At 60.1% G+C, this 16494-nt stretch carries 19 protein-coding genes; 8 read left to right on the forward strand and 11 right to left on the reverse strand.

Going from position 1 to position 16494, the window contains the following annotated elements; genetic code table 11:
• Positions 1 to 160: 160 nt before the first annotated feature.
• The 9 genes from BMY36_RS12880 to BMY36_RS12920 all read right to left on the reverse strand — a co-directional run bounded on the left by BMY36_RS12880 (position 161) and on the right by BMY36_RS12920 (position 6632).
• Positions 161 to 1852: a DEAD/DEAH box helicase gene (locus tag BMY36_RS12880; RefSeq protein WP_050519560.1), complete on the reverse strand. Its 1692-nt coding sequence runs from the start codon at positions 1850 to 1852 to the stop codon at positions 161 to 163.
• A 12-nt stretch (positions 1853 to 1864) separates the two neighbouring features.
• On the reverse strand, positions 1865 to 2536 hold the full coding sequence (locus tag BMY36_RS12885) for a hypothetical protein (RefSeq protein WP_050519561.1): 672 nt from the start codon (positions 2534 to 2536) through the stop codon (positions 1865 to 1867).
• A gap of 13 nt (positions 2537 to 2549) precedes the next feature.
• Positions 2550 to 3437, reverse strand: coding sequence for an ATP-binding protein (locus BMY36_RS12890; RefSeq protein ID WP_050519562.1), 888 nt, complete (start codon positions 3435 to 3437; stop codon positions 2550 to 2552).
• Positions 3434 to 3916 (reverse strand): hypothetical protein, encoded by a 483-nt coding sequence (locus BMY36_RS12895; RefSeq protein ID WP_050519563.1) that lies wholly within the window; start codon positions 3914 to 3916, stop codon positions 3434 to 3436. The genes BMY36_RS12890 and BMY36_RS12895 overlap by 4 nt, the downstream gene beginning before the upstream one ends.
• On the reverse strand, positions 3909 to 4679 hold the full coding sequence (locus BMY36_RS12900) for a hypothetical protein (protein ID WP_050519564.1): 771 nt from the start codon (positions 4677 to 4679) through the stop codon (positions 3909 to 3911). The genes BMY36_RS12895 and BMY36_RS12900 overlap by 8 nt, the downstream gene beginning before the upstream one ends.
• Positions 4676 to 5164 (reverse strand): hypothetical protein, encoded by a 489-nt coding sequence (locus BMY36_RS12905; protein WP_050519565.1) that lies wholly within the window; start codon positions 5162 to 5164, stop codon positions 4676 to 4678. Before BMY36_RS12905 ends, BMY36_RS12900 begins: the two co-directional genes overlap by 4 nt.
• Positions 5165 to 5193: 29 nt before the next feature.
• On the reverse strand, positions 5194 to 5538 hold the full coding sequence (locus tag BMY36_RS12910) for a hypothetical protein (protein ID WP_050519585.1): 345 nt from the start codon (positions 5536 to 5538) through the stop codon (positions 5194 to 5196).
• Complete coding sequence (locus tag BMY36_RS12915; RefSeq protein ID WP_050519566.1) at positions 5538 to 5750, reverse strand: helix-turn-helix transcriptional regulator; 213 nt, start codon at positions 5748 to 5750, stop codon at positions 5538 to 5540. Before BMY36_RS12915 ends, BMY36_RS12910 begins: the two co-directional genes overlap by 1 nt.
• A 198-nt stretch (positions 5751 to 5948) precedes the next feature.
• Positions 5949 to 6632, reverse strand: coding sequence for a hypothetical protein (locus BMY36_RS12920; RefSeq protein WP_074818795.1), 684 nt, complete (start codon positions 6630 to 6632; stop codon positions 5949 to 5951).
• A gap of 108 nt (positions 6633 to 6740) precedes the next feature.
• Here BMY36_RS12920 and BMY36_RS12925 point away from each other — a divergent pair, with 108 nt between their 5' ends.
• A complete protein-coding gene (locus BMY36_RS12925) occupies positions 6741 to 7418 on the forward strand; it encodes a LexA family transcriptional regulator (protein ID WP_050519586.1) in 678 nt (225 codons plus the stop codon).
• Positions 7419 to 7422: 4 nt separating this feature from the next.
• On the forward strand, positions 7423 to 7668 hold the full coding sequence (locus BMY36_RS12930; protein ID WP_050519568.1) for a hypothetical protein: 246 nt from the start codon (positions 7423 to 7425) through the stop codon (positions 7666 to 7668).
• Positions 7669 to 8061: 393 nt separating this feature from the next.
• Here BMY36_RS12930 and BMY36_RS12940 read toward each other — a convergent pair whose 3' ends face one another.
• On the reverse strand, positions 8062 to 8955 hold the full coding sequence (locus tag BMY36_RS12940) for a LysR family transcriptional regulator (RefSeq protein WP_050519569.1): 894 nt from the start codon (positions 8953 to 8955) through the stop codon (positions 8062 to 8064).
• Positions 8956 to 9043: 88 nt separating this feature from the next.
• On the opposite strand from BMY36_RS12940, the gene BMY36_RS12945 reads away from it, so the two are divergent.
• From BMY36_RS12945 to BMY36_RS12970, 6 genes are read left to right on the forward strand one after another with little or no spacing between them, the layout of a single operon-like run.
• On the forward strand, positions 9044 to 10495 hold the full coding sequence (locus BMY36_RS12945) for an aldehyde dehydrogenase family protein (RefSeq protein ID WP_050519570.1): 1452 nt from the start codon (positions 9044 to 9046) through the stop codon (positions 10493 to 10495).
• Positions 10492 to 11505, forward strand: coding sequence for a membrane dipeptidase (locus BMY36_RS12950; RefSeq protein WP_050519571.1), 1014 nt, complete (start codon positions 10492 to 10494; stop codon positions 11503 to 11505). Before BMY36_RS12945 ends, BMY36_RS12950 begins: the two co-directional genes overlap by 4 nt.
• A 34-nt stretch (positions 11506 to 11539) precedes the next feature.
• Positions 11540 to 13129, forward strand: coding sequence for a BCCT family transporter (locus BMY36_RS12955; RefSeq protein ID WP_050519572.1), 1590 nt, complete (start codon positions 11540 to 11542; stop codon positions 13127 to 13129).
• 23 nt (positions 13130 to 13152) lie between these two features.
• Entirely contained in the window at positions 13153 to 14829 is a 1677-nt protein-coding gene (locus BMY36_RS12960; RefSeq protein ID WP_050519573.1) for a hypothetical protein, read from the forward strand.
• The gene (locus BMY36_RS12965; RefSeq protein ID WP_050519574.1) at positions 14826 to 15545 is read left to right on the forward strand and encodes a DUF3726 domain-containing protein; all 720 of its coding nucleotides are present in this window, start codon (positions 14826 to 14828) and stop codon (positions 15543 to 15545) included. Before BMY36_RS12960 ends, BMY36_RS12965 begins: the two co-directional genes overlap by 4 nt.
• Before the next feature lie 16 nt (positions 15546 to 15561).
• Positions 15562 to 15921 carry a RidA family protein gene (locus BMY36_RS12970; protein WP_050519575.1) on the forward strand — a complete coding sequence of 120 codons (360 nt, stop codon included), beginning with the start codon at positions 15562 to 15564 and terminating at the stop codon, positions 15919 to 15921.
• 190 nt (positions 15922 to 16111) lie between these two features.
• Here the strand turns inward: BMY36_RS12970 and BMY36_RS12975 are convergent.
• Positions 16112 to 16494: integrase core domain-containing protein (locus BMY36_RS12975; protein ID WP_139194044.1), on the reverse strand; the 383-nt coding region annotated here is incomplete at its 5' end.

The raw sequence follows: 16494 nt of genomic DNA on the forward strand, positions 1-16494 counted from the left end.
CGGGTTCGGTGCGAGCGCGGCTGATGGGGATCGAACCAACCAAAGCCCTGTGTGGGAGATGTGCAGACAGCGCAAAGGCTTGGGCGCAGATGCCCGTTGCGCGCAGGCAGCGGTCGATCCTCAGCCGCTGTGGGCGGGGATGGGATTTGCGCGACATGGCTCATGCTGCCCTGCGCGCATCAGGAGCCGCCGCCATAATCAGCTGGCGGATCGCCCGCTTGTTGAAAGTGAAGGTCATCAGTGCCGAGGCATGATAGCGCGTCAGGCCATAATCCTGCCGATAGGCGGGGGCCAAATATTGCAGCTGCTTTTCGGTAGCGGCTTGGTTCAGCCAGCTGCGCGTCTTGAAGGCGCTTTCATCGGTCTCGACCTCGTTCAGCCAATCATCGGCTTGCGCGAGGCAGACGGTCCGCTCACCAATGCCCAGCAACCGGGGGCTTTGGCCCTTTGCGCCGCCGACCGCATGCCAGCGTCCTTCGAGGAAAAAGATGCCGCCCCAGGCGTTGAACCCGTTGGCCATCAGCGCGTCATCGGCCCCGAAAAGATCGATCCAGGCGAAACTGGAGCGCTTCAGAAGGTCGATCTCCGTCATGATGAAGCCGGTCAACTCGGCGCGCCTCGGCGCATCGGCGTCGCCGTCGTCATCAGCGCCAAGAACCTCGCCGCAGAGCGGGCATTCGAAACAGGCCAGAGGAATGTTAGCCCCACAGGCCGGGCACGCCTTGGTCGGGGCTTCGCCAGTCTCGGTCTTGCCGTCGAGATCGACTTCCTGTTCCAGCGTGCCGTGGATCAGACTCGAAGTGCCAAAATCCATCACGACGCAGTCGGTCTTTATGACGCCGGGGTGTTCCTCCGGATCAATGGTCCGCAGCCCGCGCCCGACCATCTGGATCATGGTGGATTTGTAGGATGAGGGGCGCAGCAGCACGACGCAGGAGGTCGGCGGGTGATCCCAGCCTTCGGTCAGTACCGCCACGTTGACGATGACGCGAATATCCCCGGCGGCATAGCGGGCAAGAATATCGCGGCGCGCTTCACTCGGCAGATCGCCGTGGATCAGCCCCGCCGGTACATCTGCGGCGTTGAATGCTGCCGCAACATGTTCGGCATGGGCGACAGTGGAACAGAACACCACGGTCTGACGGTCACTCGCTTTCTCCTTCCAGTGCCGGATGACCTCGTCGGTGACCGGAGCACGGTCCATGATCGACGCGACCTCTGCCATGTCGAAATCCGCCAGCGATTTGCGCACAGTGCGCAGCTTATCCTGCACACCGACATCAATCACGAAGGTGCGCGGTGGCACCAGATGGCCCGAAGCGATCAACTCGCCCAGCCGCACCTGATCGGCGACATTGTCGAACACCTCGCGCAGGCCTTGTCTGTCCCCCCGGTTCGGGGTGGCGGTGACACCGAAGATGCGGGCGTCAGGATTGGCATTGCGAACATGGTCGATGATGCGGCGGTAGCTTGCCGCCACCGCATGATGCGCCTCGTCGATCACCAGCAAGTCCAGCTTCGGCATTCCCGCCAGATTGCCGATCCGGGCCAGAGTCGGAACCATGGCGAAGGTCACCTGACCCGCCCAAGATTTGGCTTTGGCATCGACAACCGACGTGGTCATGCCCGGATTGACCCGGGCAAACTTGCCCCGGTTCTGATCAGTCAGCTCATCGCGGTGGGCCAGCACGCAGGCCTTGGCGGCGCTGTCGCCGATCACCTCACCGGTGACCGCCGACAGCATGATCGTCTTGCCAGCACCCGTCGGCGCGATGCCCAGCGTGTTGCCATGGGCGTTGAGCGCAGCAAGGCTGCGCTCAACAAAGGTTTTCTGACGGGGACGCAGCCGCATGATTGCTCCCCCTCACTCAGCCCAGCTGGGACGCCCGGAAAAACCGGGGGCCGCAGGGGCTTGTGGCGTCTGGGGTTGCGGTTGTTGAGCAGGTGCTGCGTAGGCCGGAGCCGGGACGGCATAACCCTGCTGAGGCGCACCCGTTACCGGGGGTTGGCCGTAACCCTGCATCGGAGCTGCCCCGCCACGCCCCATCAGCTGCGCATAATCGCGGTGGCTGGGCGTGACGGCTGAGCGGACCTCGTTTTTGTCTTCGCCGTTGGTGTCAGAACCGATATCCATCCGAGCGATGAATTCGATCCCGTCCAACTCCGCAAAGCCACTGATCCGGCGTTTGGCCTGTGCCTGCGCCGAGTTGTCCTTGTCATCGAGCCCATGCGCTGAGTTCAGGATGCCCTTGATCAGGCCCCGCCCGGCATTGCCCCAATCGGGGCCCTTCGGGCTGTAAAGCCCGATCAGTGACCAGATCTTGCGCTTGGCGTAAAGCCCTTCAACCACGGTATATTCGGCGTCGAGATAAACCGCGCCGGTAGCGCCGCGTTTGGCATAGCCGCCGGTCCAACCCTGCGACGGGTCGTCGAAACCACCCGGGCGGATGGTCAGGCGCACCTTGGCAAGCGTGCCCTTGGGGATCACGTTGCTGCTTGATTGCGCAGAGTTAAAATCGTTCCAGAGTCCGGTCATCGGATTTATCCTTTCAATTGACGTGGGAGGGGTTAGCGGCAGCCTCTATTGGCTGGTCCTGCACAGCGGCCGAATAGGTCAGACGCGCTGCTGCGGGGCGTACTGGGCCGTGGATCTTGGCCATCAGCTGGCCGAGATGGGGTACCTCGATCATGTCGAGCCGCCCGGAGCGGTCCTTGGCCGGAAAGCCGAAGCGGTTCAACGTTTGGCAAACGAAAGCGCGCGCAGGCTGCCCATCAGCACCGGCAATCTCCGCCATGGTGATCACCTGATCGACGATCCCGGGCAGCTCCAACCCGGTTTTGGCGCCATCAATCTGGGGCGAGAACACCTTACGATTGAAGTCATCGAGCTTCTCGTCGAGGATGCCAACGAACCAGATGTTCTTGCCGCGGGTGTGCTGCAGATGCGTAAGCCAAGCGATCATTTCGCGGCCATGCAACCCGTAAGCCCCCCGGACATCCGGCTTACCGGTTTTTTCCGAGAACGCCTCAGGCTGGCCCTTGCACCATTGAAAGCACAGCCGCCCGGCAACGGTAATCGAGTCCACGAACAGCGTCTCGTAGCGTTCCAGCACGGCGGGGTCGCCGAACTTCTGGCAAACGGCGGCGTGATGCGCCGGGCTGTAGGCCTGATCGTCGCGCAAGCTGGGGTTCGGGCCACCGATGAACACGGCGAAATCACGGCAATCCATCCAGGTACGCGGCCGGATCGTGTCGCCCTGCCAGCCCTCGATGGCGAGATCGCCCGCTTCAAGATCCATGAACAGGGTCGTCGTGGCATTCAGCGACCACAAAAGACTGGTCTTGCCGATGCCGGATTTCCCGAAGATGCAGCCCTTGATCCCTCGAGGCTTGGCCAACCGCTGATCAGCGGTGATGATGGGAAGCGCGCCGATCATGCCAGCACCTCCGGCGCTGCAGCAGATGCATCAGCACCATTACAGGTCACCGCCACGTAGAGCGCATCAAGACGGTCGGCCTCGTCCAAGCATTCCTTGCCCTTGCGCCGCATAAAGCGGCGTGCGTCATCCAGCAGATCCGGCTCGGCGATCAGACCAGAGATCGAGACATATTCCTCAGCACTTTCGACAAAGTAGGACTTTGAGCGCAGGTCTTGGACAAGAGGTGCAAAGTTCTCGCTCAACTCGGAGAAATCTGACTGGCCCAGAACGTCGCTCCGGTTGCGTAGGGTGCGTTTTACCTCCGTGATGACGCCGATGCGCAGCATCCGCAGCGCCCCTTCCTGCCGCGCCTGCGTACAGGTGAGTGGAAACGCAGTTTCCATCATGTCATCGGCGATTTTTGGGGCGTTGTTTCCAAGCTGGGAGGCCACCTCCCAGACACGTTCGGCAAATGCCGCTGATTGACTATCAAGCATCAGACCACTCCTTGATTGTTGTGAAAGCAGTAGACCCCTGGGCGATGGCCTTGGCGTCGAGAGCGTGAAATGGGGTATCGCTCGCCTCCCGCATGCCCTTGCGTGCAAGGGCAAGGTTCTCGTCGGTGGCCCATTCGGCAAATGCGCGGAATATCCCAGTGACATGCCGCCAGGCGGCCTGTTCACGCGTGGGTGCCACATAGAGCGGATTGCAACGATTGGGGCGGCGCTGCGGTCGCATCCCGCGCATGGCAGCATCGACAACCATTTTGCGCAAAGCCGACCGAGTGGGTTCCTCGCCCCGCGCGAGGCGATCATCCAAAGTGCGGCGTACGATGCCGGGGTCATTCGCCTCAGCGTCACGAAGCTGTCTGGCATCATAAATCTGGTCGCGGCGCAGTCCGATATCTGAAGCGGACGCAGTGTTGCGGTCTTCAACAGTGCTGCGGTTGCCACCGTTACGCTTAACCTCGCCCCGCCCTTGCGCAGAATCGTATTCATCAGCAAGTCGGCGCTTGGCTAGGGCCTCGATTTCAAGTGCATCAGCCTGGGCACGGTGTGCCGCAGCGACCAGATCATCATGCGCCGCTTTTGCCCGGCCAAGGCGTGCGGCCCCTTTGGCAGTATCGTAGGCGAGACCCGCCGCTTCGCGGGCTTCGAGAACCTCAGCTGCGCACTTTGCACCCGCAAGCATGGTTGCGGCTCGGTCAATCAAGCTTGGAAGGTCCTGACAATAGGTCGAAATGGGGGCAAGCACTGTCATCGCCGGACCTCATTCGGCTCGAGCATGACCTTCAGCGTGCCGGTCCGCACCGTGCGCGCGGGCTCGAAACCCTGACGAATGGCATCGGGCCAGGCGACATAGTTGCGTTCCGGCACCTTGAAGCTGATCTCGACATATTCGGCGGGGTCATCACCTGCGGCGCGGATGCGCTCGACCATGGCGGCAAGCCGGTTTTGATCCCAATCCACTCGTTTAGGCAGATCGGCGACGATGGTGAATTCACCCTCGTCAAAGCGCACCGTGCCGGTGTCTTTGCCCAAAGCGCTGCGCTCTTTCGCGGCGCGCGTGGCGAACCGAACCTCCAGCGCGGTGTTGAAGCGCGTGGTCACGGCCTTCATCTGTTTGGCGGCCGCGTCGATCTCGCGCTGCAGGACGGCGAGCAGGTCCACGGGCAGCAGAGCGATTTCACCCACGGGCAGATTGATCAGCTCGTTGATGTCGGGAGTGTTGTCAGGAAAAGGCATTTGGGTTTCCTTGTCGGGGAATGGGGGGATCAGGCGGCCTCAAGCAGGCGCATCGAAAGGGAGGCGCCGGCCTTGTGGGGCTTGCGCCGGGCAACGGCGATGTAGGCGAACTGGTCAGGGCCGATCCGGGCTTGAACGAGGTGGACCAGATCCTGCTCGGCGGCGCGCAGCGCGGCATCGGCGGTCCGACGCAGGGTTGAGCGGCGTTCGGGCGAAAGAGGCGAGGCCGAGCCAAAGGTATCGACGGCGAGAAAGCCGCGATGGTAGACCAGCGTCTCGCCGGGCGCGGCTTGTGCCACCCATGCGCAGAAGGCTATCTCGTCGGTCGATGCGTGGATCGGCGCTACATGAGCAGGCCTGAAACTTGCCATCATCATGCTGCCCCTGCCCCGGCGACCGAGGTCGTGTTCTGGCGCAACTGCGCTTGCTCAAAGGCAAGAATGTCGTCGAGACGGTAAACCACCCGCCCGCCGATCTTCATGTAAACGGGGCCTTCCCCGACCCAACGCCAGCGCTCCAGCGTGCGGTGCGAAATCGTCCAGCGCCGCGCAAGTTCCTTTTGGGTGAGGCAGGTTTGGTGCTGCATCGCGTTCTCCTCTGATGGCTACAGAGCGAAGATGCAAAATACTGATGTGGGATGTCGTCGGGATCGGCGGTGGATGCAGAGGGGGATGGGAGCAGCCTTGAAATTAATAGAAAAAATGAAAGAAGGGGATGAGCATCCACCGCTCATCCCCTTCACAACCCCCCACACTCGTCCCCCACCAAGGGCATATGAAAGTGCCTAGTCGACGTTCAGGCAGTAATTTCCACGCCTGTCGGACCGAATCAGTTCTCGCCAGTTTTCCTTGGACTTGAAAACATCCGCCATCTTGAGGCTCTTTGATCCGGCCGCCCCCAAGATCAGCTTCCCGTTCTGAAAAGGCTGCCCAGCCTCGGCCGCCGCGTGCAGCGCCCGAACGACCTCGGCTTGGATGGGGCCCAGCTGGAACAGGTGCCCGTTGCAGCGCACCTCTTTGTAACCATGCGAAGCAATAAAAGTACGCTCTGGCGCATTTCTAATTCCCGCATGAAAGCCTGACTTTACTTCATAGATATCCCGTTCTGCTCGCCGCAGAAGAAGGTCACCAATAACCACATATTGGGGTATCTGAGCATCCTGAAGGCAGGCATAACCGCACCGATCATACCGAAACTCGCTGAGATGGATCTCTCCAGCCCGAAACAGATGAAAAACATCGCAGGCGTGCAGATCCAAAAGCCCGCTAAAGCTCTTCCGCTCATGGGGTACGCGAAACAGTGCCCCATCGATGTCTGCATCGTAGTCGCCAAACTCCAGAAATAGATTGAAGACGCGAATCGAAAGCCGAACATTGTTATTCTCGGCGAGATAAATCAGATCATCCTCAGCAATGGACCAACGATTTAGAACCTCGGGCAGCGAAAAATAAGCCTTTTCAATATCCATCTTCCCCCCAAATCTTACGTGCATTCGTTCCACTTATGTTCTAGCGCCTTGACGATCATCACGCAATCCTATCTTATCCTTTCTAATCCACAGGCCCTTGGGGATAACATGACCGAACACCATACGATTTCTGACCGACTGCACGCACGCTCGAGCCAGCTTGGACTAAGCCCCGCGCATGTCGCAGAGATGGCCGGCGTAAACCGCTCCTTCGTATATGATATCCTGCGTGGCCGCTCGACGCGGCCTGGCATTGATCGGCTGGGGGAAGTTGCCCGCGTTCTAAAGGTGGAGCTTGAATGGTTGATCCACGGCATCGGTGATGTGGAGGGAACATCGCCGTTCATCGGAAATCCAGATGACACGTTCGTTTCCATTACCCATGCTGGCATCCGCCCATCAATGGGCGGCGGGTCTGTCGCCCTTGAAGAACACGAAGCGCCTGGGCGCGCCTACCACTTCCGAAGATCCTGGATCAAAAATGGGCTGAGAGCTTCGCCATCACAGCTGCGCATCATGACTGTAGAAGGTGATAGCATGGAGCCAACCCTCTTGGACGGTGACACCGTGCTTGTCGACATGACCCGCCAGTCCCCGAACCCGCCAGGCATCTTCGTGCTCGACGATGGCATCGGACTGGTCGCCAAGCGACTGCAGCATGTGCCAAACAGCGATCCGCCCGCTGTGCGGGTCATCTCGGACAACAAGCACTACCCCGAATATGAACGTACCGCAGAAGAGGTCAACATTATCGGGCGTATTCGCTGGTTTGCACGGGAGATATGAAAAAATGGCCTATGTTATCATCCGCGGCAATAATGGCCGGCGCCATGAAGTCGACTTTGAAAATGCTGAAATCAAAGTTGAAGTTCACATCAACGAAGAAAATGTAGAATTGGTGATTGAGGCGTTGGATGAGGATCGTCCAAGAGAAAAAAAGCGGTTTACTTTGGTTAATCTTCCGAGGTCAGCCTTTGACAAAGCGATGGCAGAAATGGCGCGATCCAAGGGCATAGCCATCAAAGCAGTCGATTGACAAACAGCGCTTCACAAACGCGGTATTGGTGGACCCCGCTTAAAGGGTGACATTCCATAGTAACGAGATCGGCTTCTGAGTCGTTCGCGTCAAGGCGCGCGGGCACCGGAATCTTGTCACCACCATCGGCCTTGCCCTGTTTTAGTTCCGGTCTCTTCCGAGCAATTTTTACAGATGCTCAGGCATGGGTGAAATCCTTCGCCAATTGGTATAACGGCGAGCATCTGCACAGCGCCATCCGCTTCGTAACTTTCACAAGACTGCGCCCCCGCAAGGGCCTGCGGCGAGGCGCGGTTGACAGGCGATGACCTGCTGGTTGAGATTATCATCATCGCGGCGGTGGGTTGACGGGGGTGCCACCCAAGGCCCATCGCTGTTTGCATCCACATGGTGTTAACTGGGGCAACAGCCCCCCCGAGTGCCGTCCAGCAATGCCCAAAATGCCTCCAACGGTGGGTTGGGCCGCCCGCCTTCTTGCCGCACTTTGCGCAACTCTCTGCGGGCAATCGGGCGGGAAGGCACAAAAAACTCTACTCCCTCGGGCTGGCCCGCGATGGCATCATAGGGCAGAATGCTGGCCCCCAAGCCGCTGCGGACAAAGGACAGAATGGCCGTGGTATTGCGCGCGGCCAGATTGCTGGCAGCAAGCAGGGTGCGGATGCCCGGGTCATCCACCAGCAAACACAGCGGATTGGCGATCAGCGGCTCATGGACCATCACATCCCAGCTTGATGTGCCACCCTGTGCCAGATGAGCGCGGTGAATGGCACCGCCTTCGCGGCACACGATCCCCAGATCATCGCTCAGGATCAGTTCTCCCTCTGCCCTATTTCCGGGGCGTGCAGAAAGAATCCCAATATCGGCCTCATCGCGCTGCACCCGGCGGCGCACGGCCGCGCTGTCAACATCGCTGATCTCCACCCGGACATCCGGCCACGCGCCGCGAAACGCTGTCAGCACGCCAGGCAAAACGGAAACCGTGGCCGAAGGCACCGCCGCGATCCGCACAATGCCACCTGTGGACAGCGCGTGGCGCGAAATCGCCTTAACGCTGCGGTCAAACACATCCGTGGCGCGGCAGCTTTCATCCAGAACCAATTGGCCCAAGGGGGTCAAACGGTTCTTTCGGTCCGTCTCAAACAGCGGCGCGCCGATCTGCGCCTCCAGCTGCGCCAACATCATCGACACCGCCGAGGGCGTGCGCCCCAAAGCATCGGCGGCCAGTGCAAGCGTGCCCTTTTCCGCCACCGTGCGAAACACCCGCAACATTTCCAGCTTCACTGACATTAAGATTTCCTGAAATTATATTAAGTTTTTCAAGAGTGACTGAATGCACACCCAAAGTCTATCGTCACTAAAATTCACGGAGGCTTTTATGACACAGCGCACTGGCATTTACATCGACGGCCATTGGACCACTGGCACATCGCAGGTGGAAAACCGCAACCCGTCCGATACGACCGACCTGATTGGCATGTATGCCCAAGCGGATGCGGCCCAGTTGGATACGGCGATTACTGCCGCCCGGCGCGCGCAGCCAATCTGGTGGGCCGCAGGCGTGCAAAAGCGCCATGATGTGCTGATGGCGATTGGCACCGAGATGATGGCACGCGCCGAGGAAATTGGCCGCATCATCGCCCGCGAGGAAGGTAAACCCGCCACCGAGGGCAAGGGCGAGGTTTACCGCGCCGGCCAGTTCTTCACCTATTTCGCAGCGGAAACCTTACGCAATCAGGGCGATTTGGCAGAATCGGTGCGCCCCGGTATTGAAATTGACGTGCGCCGCGAACCCGTGGGTGTGGTGGCGATCGTCAGCCCGTGGAACTTTCCGGTGGCAACGCCGGCTTGGAAAATCGCGCCCGCGCTGGCGTTCGGCAACGCGGTGGTGTGGAAACCTGCCAACCTGACGCCCGCCAGTGCCGTGGCCCTGACCGAGATTATCGCCAAGCAAGATATCCCTGCAGGCCTGTTCAATATGGTGCTGGGCTCGGGGCGCGATGTGGGCCAGCGGCTGGTGGAAAGCCGCGGCATTGACGCGATCAGCTTTACCGGCTCGGTTCCTGTCGGGCGCGGGATTGCGGCGGCGGCGATCCAGAATATGACCAAGATCCAGATGGAGATGGGTTCCAAAAACCCGTTGATCGTGATGGAAGACTGCGATCTTGATTTGGCCGTGACCCATGCCGCCAATTCGGCCTTTGGTGGCACGGGTCAAAAATGCACCGCCGCCAGCCGCTTGATCGTGCATGCGGCAGTGCATGATCAGTTTGTGGAAAAGCTGGTTGCAGCGGCGCAGGCGTTCAAGGTCGGTCACGCGCTGGAGGATGGCACCCAAATCGGACCCGTCGTCAGCGCAGGCCAGCTAAAGGGCAACCTTGACTATATCGACATTGGCCGCGCCGAGGGAGCAGAGCTTTTGTGCGGAGGCACCCGCCTTGACCGCGCCACCGACGGCTATTTCATGGCCCCCACGGTGTTTGCAAGCACCACCAACGCTATGCGCCTGAACCGCGAGGAAATGTTTGCCCCCGTCACCTGCGTCCAGCGCGCGGGCAGCTATGCCGAGGCGCTGGCGCTTGCTAATGACAGCGACTTTGGCCTGACCGCGGGGATAATGACGCGCAGCCTGTCGCGCGCCAGCCATTTTCGCAGCAATATGCGGGCGGGCTGCGTGATGGTGAACCTGCCAACGGCGGGCACCGATTACCATGTGCCATTTGGCGGGCGCGGGGCGTCCAGCTATGGGCCGCGCGAACAGGGCCGCTATGCCGCCGAATTCTACACGAGCGTAAAAACCGCCTATGTCGCGGCGGGGGCGCCAGAATGAAGCCCCTGATCGACGGCCTGCAATACGCCAACTGGTCGGAAAAAATCTTCCGCCAGATGCGCGCGGGTGGGGTTGATGCGGTGCATGTGACCGTCACATACCACGAAACCTTCCGTGAAACCGTCGCGGTGATCGAGGCATGGAACCGCTGGTTTGAACGCCACCCTGACCTGATTTTTCAGGGCCGCACGGCGGCGGATGTGCAGCTTGCGCGCGACACAGGGCGTACTGCGATCTTTTTCGGCAGTCAAAACCCATCCTGCATCGAAGATGATATTGGCCTTGTTCAGGTGCTCCACACCCTTGGCCTGCGCTTCATGCAGTTGACCTATAACAACCAATCCCTGCTGGCTTGCGGCTGTTATGAGGCCGAGGACAGCGGCATGACCCGCATGGGCCGCGCCGTGGTGGCCGAGATGAACCGCGTCGGCATGGTCATCGACATGAGCCATTCGGGCGAGCGTTCCACCCTTGATGCCATCGCCCGTTCCAGTCGCCCCATCACCATCAGCCATGCCAATCCGCACAGCTGGCACGCTGCGTTGCGCAACAAATCCGACCATTTGCTGCGCGCCCTTGGGGAAAGCGGTGGTTTTCTGGGCCTGTCCGCCTATCCGCATCACCTGAAAGGCGGCAGCGCCTGCACCTTGCAAGACTGGTGCGATATGGCAGCACTTGCCTGCGATCTGGTTGGCCCTCGCCAAGTCGGGATCGGCACCGATCTGTGCCAAGACCAGCCCGACAGCATCGTCGAATGGATGCGCGTGGGCCGCTGGACCAAAGAGATTGATTACGGCGAAGGCAGCGCCACAAACGCAGGCTTTCCGCCAATGTGCGACTGGTTCCACGACAACCGCGATTTCGCCAAAATCCGTGCCGGCCTGCTCGCCAGCGGCATGGATGCCACCACCGTTGACGGTGTGATGGGCGCCAACTGGCACGCCTTTTTCGACAAAAGTTTTGGCCCGCAGCTTGCAGCCAATCGCCAACACCGCCGCGCCGCTGAATAGCGCGCCTTAAAATTCGTTCGGGGAGGAACGTAATATGACCAACACCACACCAAAACCAAAAGACCCGCAGGGCGGCTCGTGGCTGGGCAATGTCGACAAGCCACTGTTCGCCATCTCGGGCGGCTTTATTGCGTTGTTTTGCCTTTATGCGCTGATTGATATTGAAGGGCTGTCGGCCCTTGTGGATGCAGGCTTTGCCTTTGCCGCCAAGTATTTCGGCCTTTACTGGCAAATTTTGCTGCTTGCGACCTTTCTGATCGGTCTGGTCCTGTGCGTTTTGCCGGGCGGCCGCGCTGTTCTCGGCGGGCTTGCCAAGCCCGAGTTCAAGACCTTTAACTGGGCCTCGATGATCATGTGTACGCTGCTGGCAGGCGGCGGCGTGTTCTGGGCTGCGGGAGAGCCGATTGCGCATTTCCTATCCACCCCACCCCTGTTTGGCGATGCGCCCGCCGATATGCAGGCCCGCGCCAACATCGCATTGGCGCAAAGTTTCCTGCATTGGGGCTTTTTGGCTTGGGCGATCCTTGGGTCGCTGACCACCGTGATGCTGATGCATTACCACTATGACAAAGGCCTGCCACTGGCACCGCGCACTTTGCTCTATCCGGTGTTCGGTGATCGGGCGATCAAGGGTCCGATTGGCACCATTGCCGATGCTGCGTGCATCGTTGCCGTGGTTGCGGGCACCGTGGGGCCAATCGGGTTTCTGGGCTTGCAGATGTCCTACGGCTTGAATGCGCTGTTGGGGGTGCCAGACACATTCGCCACTCAAGCCGTCGTGATCATGGGGCTGGTGGCGCTTTATACCCTGTCGGCGATCAGCGGCCTTTCCAAAGGCATCCAGCTTCTCTCCACCATCAACGTGGCGCTTGCGCTTGGCCTACTGGCCTTCTTGCTGGTGTTTGGCCCAACTGCTGCCATCCTGACCGGATTTTTCGGCGGCATGGGCGTGTATCTGGAAAATTTCTTCCAGATGGCGATGTATCGCGGCGAAGCTGGTGTGTTTGGTGAGCCGGGCTGGCTGGGCTGGTGGACCGTGTTCTTCTGGGGCTGGTTCATGGGCTATGGTCCCCTGATGGCGATCTTTATTGCCCGCATCAGCCGGGGCCGATCGATCCGCCAGATCATCATCATGCTGTCAATCGCTGCACCCTTGATCACCAACTTCTGGTTCACCATCATCGGCGGCTCGGGCATTGCGTTTGAAATTGCAACGCCAGGCGTCATCTCTGGCCCGTTTGAAGGGTTCAACCTGCCCGCCGGATTGCTGGCCATCACCCAAGCCATGCCATCGGGGCTGATCCTATCGGTGCTGTTTCTGATCCTGACCATGCTGTTCGTGGCCACCACCAGCGACTCGATGAGCTATGTCATCTCCACCTCCATGTCCAAGGGTGAACCCTCAACCCCTCTGCGTGCCTTTTGGGGCTTGTCGATGGGGGTAATGGCCTTGATCCTGATTTCCACAGGCGCAGGTGGTATTGGCAAATTGCAAAGCTTTATCGTGGTGACGGCGGTGCCCGTGTCCTTGATCTTGCTGCCCTCGCTTTGGGACGCCCTGCGCATCACCTTGATGTTGGGCAAACAGCAAAAGGCCACGATTCAGCCAAATCCCGCCGAATAGCTGCACATACAGGAGCATTTGAGATGACCAATCCCGCCCCCCAAATTTCCAGCGCGGCCGCCCCGTTTCGCCGTGATCCGGCAAATGTCATGCGCCTTGCGCGGATGGGGGCGGGGCACCCTACCCGCTTGTCATTCCTGCGCGTGCTGCTGCGCCGAATTGAGACCGAAGGCTGGCAATGTGACCGCCCCGTCTGGCAGGTCGACGACAAAGGCGTCGGCCACGCCGTTTACCGCGTGCAGGGGCCGGGGTGCTGCTACAGCCTTGTGGCCTTTGCCCATGATCTGCCCGATGATATGCGGTCGGACCGGGTTATAGCCACCGCTTGGGATGCCACCTTCACCCTGTTTGACGGCGATCCAACCCCTGCCGATATTGACCGCCTGCGCGCCAATGTGCCTTTTCAGGAGGCTGGCCGCATCACCCCGCGCGAGCTGACCCTTGCCCGTGCCAACCGTTCCGTCCGTCTGTTCGCCCATGTTGTCGATGCCCTGTCGCAAGGCCGCCAACCCGACGAGGCCGAGATTGCCGCCGTGGGCTATCTCATGCGCACCACCGCCGTTTACGGATCGGGCAAGTTCGGCGCGTCAGACCGCGCCCGCATCGCCACCCGCGCTGAATTGAACGGCCCGTTTCAAGTGGAGATGCTGACCGTTTGGCTGATCCGCGCCTTTACCGTTGATATCGTTGAACATATGGCGCGGCTTAACGGCGGCGCGCGCGCCATCCGTCTGGACCCTGCCCTGCGCCGCAGCCTTGGCGTGGGCAATTCCACCGGGCTGGGCATGGCCCCCTTTGTGGTGCGCCACCCGACCTTGCTGAACAACTGGACCATTGCCCGAGAGGAGGCATTGGCCCGCGTTCGCGCGCAGCCGGGTGCCACCCAGCAGGCCATAGCAGACCTTCACAGCGCGCTGGACGCCGCCATCCTGAACGCCCGGGCGTGGCATTCCGATCACCCTGTTCAAATCCCCCGTCTGGCCGATTTGCGCCGTGATCTTGCCCTTGTCAAAGCCACCCTGCCCGGCTGGGATTGGACCGCCCCAACCCCTTGGGACGCGCTGTGGCACTGGGGCGAGGCGCACCTGTCGCTGGAAGGGCAAGAGGCGCTTTTATCCTTGGTGCTGGAACCCCACGGCGCGTTGATCGACGATCTGGCACAAACCATGGGCGCGGATGAGGAGGTGTCCTTCCGCCTGAACGGTGCCATGCGCGTGTCTGAGTTGCACGCGATCTTGCAGCAACACTACGCCTGGGCGCTGGCGATTGACTTCGATTTGCCGGAGAATATTGCGCGGTTCTGGTATGTGTCGGAGGAGAAGTTGGAACCTCGTCTGGGAGAGCGCGCACGCGAGGACGGTGGTTCGCTGGAACAACCTTTGTGCATCGCCCGCCTTGCTTCCCTTCTGGCCGCATCGTTGGAAGGCTTGGACGGGGATACCCCCGTGGCAACCCTGCTGCTGGCCCATCCCGACCACCGCTTTATGGTGCGGCGCGCCCAAATGGCCGCAACCCATCCTTATGCCGAGATTCGTGACAACCTGATTGGTATCGATATGCTACCCATCGACATGATGCGCTGCAAGCTGGCGTTTTTCGGGGCGGATCGCTTTGACCCACGCTCGGACCGCTGGATCAGGATTAGCCTGTTCCAAGGCGCTGCGTTCCCGGATGAGATAGTATTGGGGCCACGCGCATGACCCAGCAGCCAAGTGATCAAACGCGCGGCGATTCCACTGCCTTTTTCAGCGGCGATCAATCGGCGCAAATGTCACAAAACGAAGTAACCGCCCTTTGCCTGAAAGCCGCGCGCGGGGCGGGTATGAGTTGGGGGCTGGCCGAGGAGGCAGGCTTTGCCGCAAGCTGGTTGACAGCGCGCGGCATTGACGGCCCGCGGCACCTTTTGTCGCATTTGACGGCCGCACAAGGCCGCGCATGGGGCGATTTGTGCCCCAAAGTCGCCCCCGGTGCATGGCAGGCGGCTACGGGCAAAACCCTTTGCCCCGTGGTTTTGGGCGCAACCCTAAGCGATCATGCAACCTTGCCCGGTGGCTTGACCAGTGGCGCCATTCTGACCGGGCCTGTTGACCATCCCATCTTACTATGTCCGTTCCTAAGCGTGATCGCCGAGGCTGCGGGCGGGATTGTCACGCTGGAATGGGACGGTAGGCGCTTGGACATTGATGCAAATGGCGCAACATCGCCTGCGGCGTTTGCTGCTCTTGAAGGACAAACAGCTGTGGCGCTGCGTCTGTCCATCCGGCCGGGCTTGGCGGTACATCATCCCCAAACCCCATCACCCGCCATCGCGGCAAATACGGTTACAGCCCTAAATGCCTTTGCCTTGCGCACCACGGTTCCCGCATCCGACGCCTCACGCGCGGGTGCGGGTGCCGCCTCAAATGACAATGATTGAAAGAACAGGAAACACCATGACTCTCTCCCGACTAAACCCCGGCGCCCGCATGTCTGAAGCTGTCTGTATCGGAAACATCGCCTTTCTGGCGGGCCAAGTCCCCAATGATCTGACCGCAGATATCACCGATCAGACCGCCCAAGTGCTTGCCAATGTCGATAAGGTGGTCGCCTCGCTTGGTGGCAAGAAATCTGATATCGCCTCGGTGCAGGTCTGGCTTGCTGATATGGCCGATTTTGCGGGGATGAATTCGGTTTGGGATGCTTGGGTGGACCGCGATGCGCCGCCTGCCCGCGCCACAGGTGGCGTTGCACTGGCGCGGGCTGGGATGCGGGTGGAAATGATTGTCGTTATGGCGCTGGGGTCAGCAGACTAAATATCCGCAATAAAAAGCCAATGGTACTGGCCGCCGTAATATCGGCGCCCAGCCACCCTTTACCCTAGAATCCTAAACTCAGGCTATTGCAAACATCCGTGGCCACCGTTGTCTGTCGTCGATATGGCGGCAAATCATGGCAAACAAACCTCAATCAACAGCGAGAAAATCAGTGTTCCGTATTCATTGATCAGGGCGAGCGTCGCTTCCAAACAAGAAAATCCTTTGAGGTATCATAGGTGTCACATCCCGGCAGGTAATATGGGTGCTTCTTGAACAGTTGCGGTTTGAGTTTGTGCCAGTCTTTCATCGCTTGCAATGGGGTTTTGCTTCCCAAGGCTGATTGTGGAAGCTGCTGGTTGTAAAGCAGCACATAGCGGTGCAGCGTGGTTTCCAATTCTTCTCCGGAGCGGAAGTGATGGCTTTGCAGAACTTCCTCGATCCGGCCGTTGAAACGCTCAACCATGCCATTGGTCTGCGGATGATGCGGCGGGGCCAGGCGGTGTTCGATGTCCAGATCGTGGCACAAGGCATCGAACTCGTGCTTGCCGGTGGCAGCGCGCTTGCGCAGAC

The organism is Pseudorhodobacter antarcticus (assembly GCF_900110135.1).
GTDB classification, from domain to species: Bacteria; Pseudomonadota; Alphaproteobacteria; order Rhodobacterales; family Rhodobacteraceae; genus Pseudorhodobacter; species Pseudorhodobacter antarcticus.